General features: G+C 59.4%; 10 protein-coding genes. 4 read left to right on the forward strand and 6 right to left on the reverse strand.

Going from position 1 to position 12,209, the window contains the following annotated elements; translation table 11 throughout:
* Nucleotides 1–34: 34 nt before the first annotated feature.
* On the forward strand, nt 35–1,075 hold the full coding sequence (locus tag ACIOUG_RS25335) for an NADP(H)-dependent aldo-keto reductase (protein ID WP_401069706.1): 1,041 nt from the start codon (nt 35–37) through the stop codon (nt 1,073–1,075).
* A 104-nt stretch (nt 1,076–1,179) separates the two neighbouring features.
* Here ACIOUG_RS25335 and ACIOUG_RS25340 read toward each other — a convergent pair whose 3' ends face one another.
* A complete protein-coding gene (locus tag ACIOUG_RS25340) occupies nt 1,180–2,316 on the reverse strand; it encodes an acyl-CoA dehydrogenase family protein (RefSeq protein ID WP_401069693.1) in 1,137 nt (378 codons plus the stop codon).
* A 250-nt stretch (nt 2,317–2,566) separates the two neighbouring features.
* Between ACIOUG_RS25340 and ACIOUG_RS25345 the strand changes: the two genes are divergently transcribed.
* On the forward strand, nt 2,567–3,463 hold the full coding sequence (locus tag ACIOUG_RS25345; RefSeq protein WP_171061848.1) for a GlxA family transcriptional regulator: 897 nt from the start codon (nt 2,567–2,569) through the stop codon (nt 3,461–3,463).
* Between the two features lie 138 nt (nt 3,464–3,601).
* On the opposite strand, the gene zapE is transcribed toward ACIOUG_RS25345, so the two are convergent.
* From zapE to ACIOUG_RS25360, 3 genes are all read right to left on the reverse strand, one after another.
* On the reverse strand, nt 3,602–4,696 hold the full coding sequence (zapE, locus tag ACIOUG_RS25350; protein ID WP_108590186.1) for a cell division protein ZapE: 1,095 nt from the start codon (nt 4,694–4,696) through the stop codon (nt 3,602–3,604).
* A gap of 90 nt (nt 4,697–4,786) precedes the next feature.
* Nucleotides 4,787–6,142: a tryptophan--tRNA ligase gene (locus tag ACIOUG_RS25355; RefSeq protein ID WP_401069696.1), complete on the reverse strand. Its 1,356-nt coding sequence runs from the start codon at nt 6,140–6,142 to the stop codon at nt 4,787–4,789.
* Nucleotides 6,143–6,166: 24 nt separating this feature from the next.
* Complete coding sequence (locus tag ACIOUG_RS25360) at nt 6,167–6,796, reverse strand: alpha/beta hydrolase (protein WP_401069709.1); 630 nt, start codon at nt 6,794–6,796, stop codon at nt 6,167–6,169.
* A 144-nt stretch (nt 6,797–6,940) separates the two neighbouring features.
* Here ACIOUG_RS25360 and ACIOUG_RS25365 point away from each other — a divergent pair, with 144 nt between their 5' ends.
* Nucleotides 6,941–7,375: a YhcB family protein gene (locus tag ACIOUG_RS25365; protein WP_064392879.1), complete on the forward strand. Its 435-nt coding sequence runs from the start codon at nt 6,941–6,943 to the stop codon at nt 7,373–7,375.
* Nucleotides 7,376–7,629: 254 nt separating this feature from the next.
* Here the strand turns inward: ACIOUG_RS25365 and ACIOUG_RS25370 are convergent, their stop codons facing one another.
* Nucleotides 7,630–8,358, reverse strand: a complete 729-nt coding sequence (locus ACIOUG_RS25370) for an OmpA family protein (protein ID WP_401069699.1) — start codon at nt 8,356–8,358, stop codon at nt 7,630–7,632.
* 114 nt (nt 8,359–8,472) lie between these two features.
* Nucleotides 8,473–9,117, reverse strand: a complete 645-nt coding sequence (locus tag ACIOUG_RS25375) for an MBL fold metallo-hydrolase (RefSeq protein ID WP_401069701.1) — start codon at nt 9,115–9,117, stop codon at nt 8,473–8,475.
* Between the two features lie 213 nt (nt 9,118–9,330).
* Here ACIOUG_RS25375 and ACIOUG_RS25380 point away from each other — a divergent pair.
* The coding region (locus tag ACIOUG_RS25380) for a matrixin family metalloprotease (protein WP_401069703.1) at nt 9,331–12,209 on the forward strand (2,879 nt) is incomplete at its 3' end.

Here is a 12,209-nt window from a genome sequence, read left to right on the forward strand (position 1 = left end):
CGATTTATTTATTTTTTTCCCCAAGGAGCACCCGATGGACTATCGCCAGCTAGGCCGTACCGACCTGAACGTGAGTGCAATCTGCCTCGGCACCATGACCTGGGGCGAGCAAAACACTGAAGCTGAAGCCTTCGCCCAGATCGAGCGGGCCAAGCAAGCCGGGATCAATTTCATCGACACCGCCGAGATGTACCCGGTGCCGCCAAAAGCCGAAACCTACGCCACCACCGAGCGCTACATCGGCAATTACTTCAAAAGTCGCGGCGACCGCGCCGACTGGATCCTCGCCAGCAAGATCGCCGGCCCGGGCAACACCATCGACTACATCCGCGACAAAAACCTGCGCCACAACCGCCAGCACATCACCGAAGCGGTGGATGCCAGCCTCAAGCGCTTGCAGACCGACTACATCGATCTGTATCAATTGCACTGGCCGGAGCGCAGCACCAATTTCTTCGGTCAACTGGGTTACAAGCACAAGATCGAAGCCAACCTGACGCCGCTAGAAGACACCCTCGAAGCGCTCGACGAGCAAGTGAAGGCCGGCAAGATCCGCCACATCGGCCTGTCCAACGAGACGCCGTGGGGCACCATGCGCTTCCTCGCCCTGGCCGAGGCCCGTGGCTGGCCGCGCGCGGTGTCGATCCAGAACCCGTACAACCTGCTCAACCGCAGCTTCGAAATCGGCCTGGCGGAAATCGCTATCCGTGAACAGTGCGGCCTGCTCGCCTATTCGCCGCTGGCGTTCGGTTTCCTGTCCGGCAAGTACGAAGGCGGCGCTCGTCCGCCAAAAGGCCGCCTGAGCCTCTACAGCCGCTTCAGCCGCTATTTCAACGCGCAATCGGAAGCCGCCTGCAGCCGTTATGTGGCCCTGGCCCGTGAACACGGTCTGGATCCGGCGCAAATGGCCCTGGCGTTCGTCACCCAGCAACCGTTCGTCACCAGCAACATCATTGGCGCGACCACGCTTGCGCAACTGGACAGCAACATTGCCAGTTTTGATCTGAAACTTTCCGATGAAGTGCTGGCGGGGATCGAGGCGATTCACAAGGATCATCCGAATCCGGCGCCTTGATCGACCGCTAAAAGCTTCGCGAGCAAGCCCGCTCCCACAAAGATCACTCCATACCTGTGGGAGCGGGCTTGCTCGCGAAAGGGCCTGTCAATTCACTGCAAAACTCACAGCGACCGCGCAATGATCTCCTTCATGATTTCATTGGTGCCGGCATAGATCCGCTGCACCCGCGCATCCGCCCACGCCCGCGCCACCGGATATTCCCACATGAAGCCGTAGCCACCATGCAACTGCACGCACTCGTCGAGCACCTTGCATTGCAGGTCGGTGCCCCAGTATTTGGCCATCGCTGCCGTTGGCACATCGAGCTTGCCCTGCAGATGCAGTTCCAGGCACTTGTCGACAAAGACCCGGCCGATCTGAATTTCCGTGGCCATTTCCGCCAGTTTGAAGCGGGTGTTCTGGAAGTCGGCAATCGCCTTGCCGAACGCCTTGCGATCACGGGTGTAATCCAGCGTCCATTTCAGCGCCGCTTCGGCTGAGGCCAGACCGCCGATCGCCACCGTGAGACGCTCCTGTGGCAATTCCTGCATCAGGTAGGCAAACCCTGCCCCGGCCTGACCCAGTAAGTTTCCCTTGGGAACGCGCACATCCTGGAAGAACAATTCCGACGTGTCCTGAGCCTTCATTCCGACCTTCTCCAGGCGTTTGCCCTTCTCGAAGCCCGGCGTATTCGCCTCCACCACAAACAGGCTGGTGCCCTTGGCGCCGGCCTTTGGATCGGTCTTGGCGACCACGATCACCAGGTCAGCGAGGAAGCCGTTGGTGATGAAGGTCTTCGAGCCGTTGATCACGTACTCGTCGCCGTCCAGCACCGCCGTGGTCTTGACCCCTTGCAGGTCAGAACCAGCGCCCGGTTCGGTCATGGCAATCGCCGTGACCATCTCGCCCGAGACCAGTTTCGGCAGGTACTTGCGCTTCAGCGCCTCGCTGCCGTAATGCAGGATGTACGGCGCGACGATGTCCGAATGCAGCGAGAAACCGATACCCGTCAGCCCCAGACGCCCGACCTCCTCGATCACCACCGCGCTGTACAGGAAGTCCGCGCCCAAGCCGCCATATTCTTCCGGCAGATGCGAACAGAGCATCCCCGCCTCCCCCGCCTTGTTCCACAGCTTGCGGTCGATGTGGCCTTGTTTCTCCCACTGCGCATGGAACGGCACGGCCTCTTTTTCGAGGAAGGTTCGTACGCTGTCGCGGAACAATTCGTGCTCGGAGCTGAACAAGGTTCTGGGGATCATGCGGCACCTTTCATTCTTGTTGGAGGGATATGACCTTCAGAGACTAAGCCTCGCCTCCGATACAGGACACTGGACACATCCGACAAAAAATAAGACGATCCAGCCGTCTGGTGACCACTTTCCCTTATAAAAACAAAACAAAAGTTGAATTATGTCCAAGCAAGTCTCCACGCCCTTGCGGCGCGTCAGCATCCTGGCAATCGACCGGGTTTTCGCATCCACTCTCATGCAGGCCAAGGATTTCTTCCACCTGGCCAGCCTGCGTTACGGCAAACAACTGGGCCACGGCCTGACACCGGCGTTTGAAACCCGCCTGGTCAGCCCCGACGGCAAACCGGTGAACAGCTTCAGTGACGTGATGATGCCGGTGGACGGCGGCCTGGAAAACGCCGACGTCATCATCCTTCCGGCGTTCTGGGACGACTTCGAAACCCTGTGCGGCCGTTATCCACAGATCCTGCCGTGGCTGCGCGAGCAGCACGCCCGCGGCGCCGTGCTCTGCGGCGAAGCCACCGGGGTGTTCTGGCTGGCCGAGGCCGGTCTGCTCAACGGCAAGGAAGCGACCACCTACTGGCGCTTCTTCAATGCGTTCGCCGAGCGCTTCCCCAAGGTGTACCTCAACCAGGACAAGCACCTGACCGACGCCGACAACCTGTATTGCGCCGGCGGCACCACCTCGGCCTGCGACCTCTATATCTACTTGATCGAACGCTTCTGCGGCGCCAACGTCGCGCAAGCCGTGGCCCGCGACATTCTGTATGAAGTGCAGCGCAGCTATTCACCGGGACGTATCGGTTTCGGCGGGCAGAAGCTGCACCAGGACGTGATCATCCTGCAGATCCAGCACTGGCTCGAAGAACATTTTGCCGACAAGTTCCGCTTCGAAGACGTCGCCCGCGAGCACGGCATGAGCATCCGCAACTTCATGCGCCGCTTCCAGACCGCGACTGGCGACAAACCGCTGCATTACCTGCAACGCCTGCGTATCGAGACCGCGAAGGGCTTGCTGTCCGGCAGCCGCAAGAGCATCAAGACCATCAGTTATGAGGTCGGCTACGACGATGCGAGCTTTTTTGCGCGGCTGTTCCGCCAGCATACGGAACTGTCGCCGAACCAGTATCGGCAGCAGTTTCAGCAGGCTGCATAACAGCAAAAGATCGCAGCCTGCGGCAGCTCCTACAGAATGGCGTTCACCTGTAGGAGCTGGCGAAGCCTGCGATCTTTTGATCTTCAGCGCACAAAAAAGGGCCTGCAATTGCAGGCCCTTTTTCTTTGCCGAAGCTGTTTAAGGCTTGTGCGCCCGCGACAGGAATTCGTGCGATTGCATCTCCAGCAGACGGCTGAGGGTGCGCTGGAATTCGAATGTCAGGCGTCCGCCGGTGTACAGGTCTTTCAGCTCGACTTCGGCAGAAATGATCAGCTTGACGTTACGGTCGTAGAACTCGTCGACCATGTTGATGAAGCGCCGCGCGATGTCGTCGGTGGTGACGCTCATCTGCTCGACACCGCTGAGCAGCACGGCGTGGAAGATCTTGCCCAGCTCGATGTAGTCGTTCTGGCTGCGCGGGCCGTCGCACAGTTCGCGGAAGTCGAACCACGCCACGTCGTCGCAGGTACGCAGCGCACGGATTTCGCGGTTTTCGATGATCAGCACATCGTTTTCGACGGCTGCGGTGCATTCCGGTGTGAGGGCCTTGAAGCTTTTGCGCAGGCTTTCGTGCGCGGCTTCGTCCAGCGGATAGTGGAACAGTTCCGCTTGTTCGAGATGGCGCAGACGGTAGTCGACGCCGCTGTCGACGTTGACGATCTCGGTGTTCTGCTTGATCAACGCGATGGCCGGCAGGAAGCGCGCACGTTGCAGGCCATCCTTGTACAGGCCGTCCGGAACGATGTTCGAGGTCGCGACCAGGGTCACGCCGTTCTTGAACAGCTCTTCCATCAGCGTGCCGAGGATCATCGCATCGGTGATGTCCGAAACGAAGAATTCATCGAAGCAGATCACTCGCGACTCGGTCGCAAAGCGCTTGGCGATGATGGTCAGCGGGTTTTTCTCGCCGCCGAGGGTTTTCATCTCTTCGTGCACACGCTTCATGAAGCGGTGGAAGTGGGTGCGGGTCTTTTCCTTGAACGGCAGCGCTTCGAAGAAGGTGTCGACCAGGTAAGTCTTGCCGCGACCCACGCCGCCCCAGAAATATAGGCCCTTTACCGGCGCCTGATCCTTCTTGCCAAACAGCTTGCCCAGCAAACCCGGCTTGTTCTGCTCGGCCGCGATCAGATCGTCGTACAGGCGCTGTAGATGACGCACGGCAGTTTCCTGCGCGGCGTCATGGAAGAAGTCCGGGCGTTTCAGATCAGCTTGGTATCGTTCTAGGGGCGTCATAATTCGTTAGCAAGGCAACAAAAACGGGCCGTCACTGTAGCGACGGCCCGTAGGAATGGCAATCGGCCCTTGGTCGGGCCGCGCCGCGGATTAGTCCTGAACCGGGGTCAGCGCAACGCGCAGAGCCTCGATGGCCGCGTCCCGCGCAGCCGCATCGGCGAACGCCGGGCTGTCACCAACGCACTCACCTTCCAGCCACACGCTGAAGCTCAGGTCTTCGTTGCGAATATCCAGCGCCTGACCGGCCTGCAGTTGCTTGGTCACCTGACCGGCGGTTTTGCCGTCGGCGAAGTTGCGCGACAGCAGCAACTGCTCGCCATCGGCCGCCAGCAGACGGAAACGGAAGCTGCCGTCGTCTTCGCGGAAGCTGACAAAGCGCGCGGCTTTCGCGGCTTTCTTCTTGGTGGTCGCCGCGACTTGCACCTGATTGACGAACGAACGCAGGCCGACCGCTTCACGCAGTTCGTTGAGGAACGGCGTCGCCACCGCACGGGCCTTTTTCGCGCCGTGTTGCAGGATGTCTTCCAGATCCGCCGGGCGCTCGATCAGCTGGTGATAACGCTCGCGGGACTCGCCCAACTCATTGTCGAGCAACTGGAACAGACGATTTTTCGCCTCGCCCCAACCCAGACCGCTGAGCAGTTCACTACGGAATTCGTCAGCCTGCGCAGGCGTTGCGAAGGCCTGGAACAGGGTGAACAGGTGCGAGTTGTCCGGATCTTTCGCTTCGCCCGGTGCACGGGAGTCGGTAACGATCCGCGAGATCGCATCCTTCATCTCTTTGGCACTGGAGAACAGCGGGATGGTGTTGTCGTAACTCTTCGACATCTTGCGCCCATCGAGACCCGGCAAGGTCGCCACGCTTTCTTCGATCAGCGCTTCGGGCATGGTGAAGAACTCTTTGCCTTGGCCGAACAGGTGGTTGAAGCGCTGACCGATGTCACGGGCCATTTCCACGTGCTGGATCTGGTCGCGACCGACCGGCACCTTGTGCGCGTTGAACATCAGGATGTCCGCCGCCATCAGCACCGGATAGCTGTAGAGGCCCATGGTGATCCCGGCATCCGGGTCTTCACCAGTCTCGACGTTCTTGTCCACCGAGGCCTTGTAGGCGTGCGCACGGTTGAGCAGGCCCTTGGCGGCGACGCAGGTCAGCAGCCAGGTCAGCTCTGGGATTTCCGGGATGTCGGACTGGCGATAGAAGGTCACACGGTCGACATCGAGGCCACCGGCCAGCCAGGTCGCGGCGATTTCCAGACGCGAGCGCTGGATGCGCAGCGGGTCATCGCATTTGATCAGGGCGTGGTAGTCGGCCAGGAAGTAGAACGAATCGGCATTGCTGTCGCGGCTGGCGACGATCGCCGGGCGGATGGCGCCGGCGTAGTTGCCCAGGTGGGGCGTGCCGGTGGTGGTGATGCCGGTGAGGATACGGGTACGGTTCGTCATGGGTAATCGCTTGTCAGACTGCAATCAATTCGAGAGACGCGGCAGGATCAGATCCTTGAGATCGGTTAGCTTGCCATGAAAAAAGTGTCCGCATTCTGCCACTTTCAGCAGCTCATGGGGGCGCTGGAGTTTTGCTGACCAGTCGTAGACCAGTTGCGGATCAATCACTTCGTCGGTTTCCGGCTGGATCACGGTCAGCTCGCCGCGCTGTGGCAGTTGATCCTGATCGCCCAGACGCATCACCGCTGGCGCGACCATGAACAGCTGCTTGAGCTGCACGCCTTGGGTTTCGAGACGACCGCCGAGACTTGCTGCAACAAATCCGCCGAAGGAGAAACCTAACAGGGTCAACGGCAGGTCCGGGTGCTTTTCCCGCAGCCAGGCGGCGGCAGCCTGGGCGTCATCGACTTCACCGCTGCCCATGTCGTGGGCGCCTTCGCTGGCACCGACGCCGCGATAGTTGAAGCGCAAGGTGATCAGCCCGGCGTCGCGCGCGGTGCGCTGCAGGGTCGAGACGACCTTGTTGAGCATGGTGCCGCCCTGCACCGGGTTCGGATGGCAGATCAGCGCGATACCGCGTGGCTGCTCATTGTCCAGGTACAGCGCTTCAATCTGGCCGACTGGGCCGGCAATCACTACAGGGGTTTCACGCATCAGCAAGGAAGGAACTCCGTGACCTCGAATCGGGTCGACTCGTCTAGCAAATTGTCTGTGCCAATCTATTGCGAGTGAATCGCGGTATACAGCGCAGGTTCGAGCCGTTAACGTAAAGCAAAGCCGTTTATAGAGGAAGGACTCGTGGAACACTCGCTCTTAGTTTGGTTGTTACCGACTCTTGCCCTGGTTGTGGGTGTCGCCATTGGATTCCTGATCGCTCGCGTCGCGCCAAATGCCGCGCCGAGCCGCACGCAGCGTCAACTGGATGATATCCAGGAGCGTTTCGACAGCTATCAAAACGAGGTGGTCACCCACTTCAACAGCACCGCGATGCTGGTCAAGAAGCTGACCCAGAGCTATCAGGAAGTGCAGGATCATCTCGCCGAGGGTGCCAACCGCCTGGCCCTGGACGAGCAGACCCGTCAACGCCTGATCGCCGCTTTGCACGCCGATGCCGCCCAGGCACCGCGCGAACGCCTGACGCCGCCGCGCGATCAAGAGCCGCCACGCGACTACGCGCCGAAAACCCCGAACTCGCCGGGCATGCTCGATGAGCATTACGGTCTGAAGAAGTAATCGGGTTTCGCGCCCGACAAAAAGCCCCCGGACAATTCGGTTGTCCGGGGGCTTTTTTGTATCTGATGCTTTGATGGTGATTGGCCCGGCCCCTTCGCGAGCAAGCCCGCTCCCACAGGGTTACGTGTTGAACACAAATTCTGTGAACAACACCCTCCCTGTGGGAGCGGGCTTGCTCGCGAAGGGGCCGGCACAGGCCACACAAAAAAATACCCGATCACCAGGACCGGGCATTTCTTCATGCAGCCATTGCGTTACGGATACTGCTGCACCGCACCCGGCTGTTGCTGCTGACCACCGTACTGCTGACCCGGAATCGCTTTCAGATTGACCTCGACGCGACGGTTCTGTGCGCGACCATTGACGTCGCCGTTGCTGGCAATCGGGTTATCCGGACCGGCGCCCCGGGCGCTCAGGTTGGCACCGCTGACACCTTGCGAGGTCAGGTAGGTCGCCACGCTCTGCGCACGACGCTGAGACAGGTCCATGTTGTGCTGACGGCTGCCGGTGCTGTCGGTGTAGCCGACGATTTCGATCTGGTTCTGATTGAACTCTTTCAGCGAGTTCGCCAGGTTGTTCAACGGCTGGTAGAAGCTCGGTGCGATGTTCGCCGAATCGGTGGCGAAGGTGATGTTGCCCGGCATGATCAGTTTGATCTGATCGCCCTGGCGCTGCACTTCAACCCCGGTGTTGGCCATGCTGGCGCGCAGCTTTTTCTCTTGCTGGTCGGCGTAGTAACCGTAACCGGCAGCCGAAGCACCCACCACCGCCGCGCCGATCAAGGCGCCCTTGCCGCGGTTGTTGTGGTCGATGGCAGCACCGGCCAAGGCACCGGCCAAAGCGCCGAGGCCGCCGTATTTGGCGGTCTTGCTCACACCGCCGCCATCGGCCTGGCCCTGATTGTCATACGGGTTGGGCGAGGCGCAGCCGGCCAACATGGCCACAGCGGTAGCAACAATAATCAAACGAGGCGTGGTGAACATGAAGAGCTCCTGGTTTTCGCATTCTGTGTGGCAGCGGCCCTAGGCAATAGACCTGTGCGGGCGTTGGATCATGACAATGCACAAAAATTCCGCGGCACACTCGTGACAAAATGTTTAGGCGCGCACGAACGGGTTTTCGCGCATTTCATCCCCCAGACGCGTGTCCGGACCATGCCCGGCAACCACTGTCGCATCTTCGTCCAGGGTGTACAGCCGCTGCTTGATCGATCGCACGATGGTCGCCTGATCGCCGCCCCACAAATCCGTGCGCCCTACCCCGCGACGAAACAACGTGTCGCCGGCAATCAACAGCTTAGCCTCGGAAAACCAAAAGCTCATGGAACCGGGTGTATGTCCCGGCGTATGCAGCGCCACACCGCAGCCACAGGCCAGTTCTTCATCGTCGCTCAACCAGCGATCCGGCGAGGGTACGGGTGTGTACGGCACGCCGAACATCTGGCATTGCATCTCGAGGTTGTCCCACAGGAACTGGTCTTCCTTGTGCAGATGCAGGGTCGCACCGGTTTTCTCCTTCATCTGCCCGGAGGCGAGGAAGTGATCGAGATGCGCGTGGGTATGAATGATGCTGACCACTTTCAGACCGTGGGCATCGAGGCGCGCCATGATCAGATCGGGGTTGCCGCCCGGGTCAATGACGATAGCTTTTTTCGTGAGCGGATCGCCGATGATCGTGCAGTTGCACTGGAGCGGGCCGACGGGAAAGGTTTCGCGGATAAGTGTACGAGCGGAAAGCGTCATCGAATGGCCCTGCGGATTAAAGCCCCAAGAATACCAGCCGAATTTCCACTAAAGATGCGGCTGCGCATAACGATAAATAAGCGAGTCAGTTTTCTGGCGTCACGACAAAAAAAATAATGGCAAGGTGATATCAATTGACGCTGTATCTGATACAAAATTATCTCTTACCAGCGACCACGCCAGGACGGTCGTAACACCACTCAGGATTTCCAGATGTCGTCTCCACTAGGTTATGCGCTTACTCAGTCGTCATTTTTAACCGGCAATGCACAAGCCGACAGCCTGATCTACGGCACACAGTGGCTGAGCCCTGATTTCGGTGGTGTGGACTTTTTTTCAACCCGGCTGACATACAGCTTCGTCACACCCGGGCAATCGTACTTCGCAAAAGACTACAGTCCTGATAACGAATTCCTGAACAGTTTCGCCCTGACCACGGCCCAGCAGACTGCTGTCACCAGTGCCCTCAGCGCATGGAGTTCCGTAGCCAATATCAAGTTCACACTGGTCAGTGACAACTTTAACTCTGCGGGAGATCTGCGCTTCGGCGGTTACGCCGGCATGGATCCGAAAACCGCTGCCTGGGCCTATTTTCCTGATAGAAAGCCACTGGCCGGCGATGTCTGGATCGGACCCGCGACGGATAATCCGAATCCTGTCAAAGGCACCTATGACTACATGACCTTCATTCATGAAATTGGTCATGCTCTTGGTCTCAAGCATCCTTTCGAGGCAAGCCCGACCAATACCAACGTGATCGCGCCGGTACTGGACGATTCGCACTACACGCTCATGAGCTACAACAACGCATATTCGTACCAGCCGACCACACCGATGCTGCTGGATATTCTGGTCATTCAGAAGCTCTACGGTGCCAATATGCTTTGGCAAACCGGTGACAATGTTTACAAATGGGGCGCGGATCAATCTGTATTCGAGACGATTTGGGACGCGGGTGGCAACGATACGATTGATGCAAGCAACCAATTGGCCCCGGTCAGCCTGAATCTCAATGAAGGTGCCTTCAGCCAAATCGGTAAAGCGTTCGTCGACGGCGCCAATCAAACGATGATCAATGATGGTCTGGCCATTGCCTTTGGCGCCAAAATCGAGAACGCGATCGGTTCGGCATTCGACGACACCCTGACTGGCAACGATCTTGAGAACACCCTCAATGGTGGCGCCGGTGCCGACACCATGATCGGTGGTGGTGGCTTCGATACCTACTATGTCGACAACGTCGGCGATGTGGTCATCGAAACCGACACTTCGCTGACCGCCCTCGACCGCGTTTTCTCCAGCATCGACTACACCCTTACGGCCAACGTCGAAAACCTGCGCCTGCTCGGCAACGCCGACCTCAAGGCCACCGGCAACAGTTCGAACAATGCCCTGACCGGCAACGACGGCAACAACATCCTCGACGGCGGCCTGGGTGCCGACCGCATGGAAGGTGGTCTGGGCAACGACACCTACATCGTCGATAACGCCGGCGACACCGTCATCGAAACCAGCACTCTGGCCAGTGAAATCGATACCGTGCGGGCGTCGGTCAACTTCGCTCTCGGCGCCAACCTGGAAAACCTGATCCTCACCGGCAGCAACAACCTCAACGGTACCGGCAACAGCCTGAACAACGTCCTGACCGGCAATGACGGCAACAACATCCTCGACGGCGGCCTGGGTGCCGACCGCATGGAAGGTGGTCTGGGCAACGACACCTATATCGTCGACAACGCCGGCGACACCGTCATCGAAACCAGCACTCTGGCCAGTGAAATCGATACCGTGCGCTCCTCGGTCGACTTCACGCTTGGTGCCAACCTGGAAAATCTGGTGCTGACCGGCAACACCAATGTCAACGGCACCGGTAACAGTCTGGACAATACCCTGACCGGCAACGACATGGAGAACACCCTCAATGGCGGCGCCGGGGCCGACACCATGATTGGTGGTGGTGGCTTCGATACCTACTATGTCGACAACGTCGGCGATGTGGTCATCGAAACCGACACTTCGCTGACCGCCCTCGACCGCGTTTTCTCAAGCATCGACTACACCCTTACAGCCAACGTCGAAAACCTGCGCCTGCTCGGCAACGCCGACCTCAAGGCCACCGGCAACAGCCTGAACAATGCCCTGACCGGCAACGACGGCAACAACATCCTCGACGGCGGCCTGGGTGCCGACCGCATGGAGGGTGGTCTGGGCAACGACACCTACATCGTCGACAACGCCGGCGACACCGTCATCGAAACCAGCACTCTGGCCAGTGAAATCGATACCGTACGCTCCTCGGTCGACTTCACGCTTGGTGCCAACCTGGAAAATCTGGTGCTGACCGGCAACACCAATATCAACGGCACCGGTAACAGCCTGGACAACACCCTGACCGGCAACGACATGGAGAACACCCTCAATGGCGGCGCCGGGGCCGACACCATGATCGGTGGTGGTGGCTTCGATACCTACTATGTCGACAACGTCGGCGATGTGGTCATCGAAACCGACACTTCGTTGACCGCCCTCGACCGCGTTTTCTCCAGCATCGACTACACCCTTACAGCCAACGTCGAAAACCTGCGCCTGCTCGGCAACGCCGACCTCAAGGCCACCGGCAACAGTTCGAACAATGCCCTGACCGGCAATGACGGCAACAACATCCTCGACGGCGGCCTGGGTGCCGACCGCATGGAAGGTGGTCTGGGCAACGACACCTACATCGTCGACAACGCCGGCGACACCGTCATCGAAACCAGCACTCTGGCCAGTGAAATCGATACCGTGCGGGCGTCGGTCAACTTCGCTCTCGGCGCCAACCTGGAAAACCTGATCCTCACCGGCAGCAACAACCTCAACGGTACCGGCAACAGCCTGAACAACGTCCTGACCGGCAATGACGGCAACAACATCCTCGACGGCGGCCTGGGTGCCGACCGCATGGAAGGTGGTCTGGGCAACGACACCTACATCGTCGACAACGCCGGCGACACCGTCATCGAAACCAGCACTCTGGCCAGTGAAATCGATACCGTGCGCTCCTCGGTCGACTTCACGCTTGGCGCCAACCTGGAAAATCTGGTGCTGACCGG

The sequence above is a fragment of the Pseudomonas sp. NPDC087803 genome (assembly GCF_044742995.1).
Lineage (GTDB): Bacteria > Pseudomonadota > Gammaproteobacteria > Pseudomonadales > Pseudomonadaceae > Aquipseudomonas.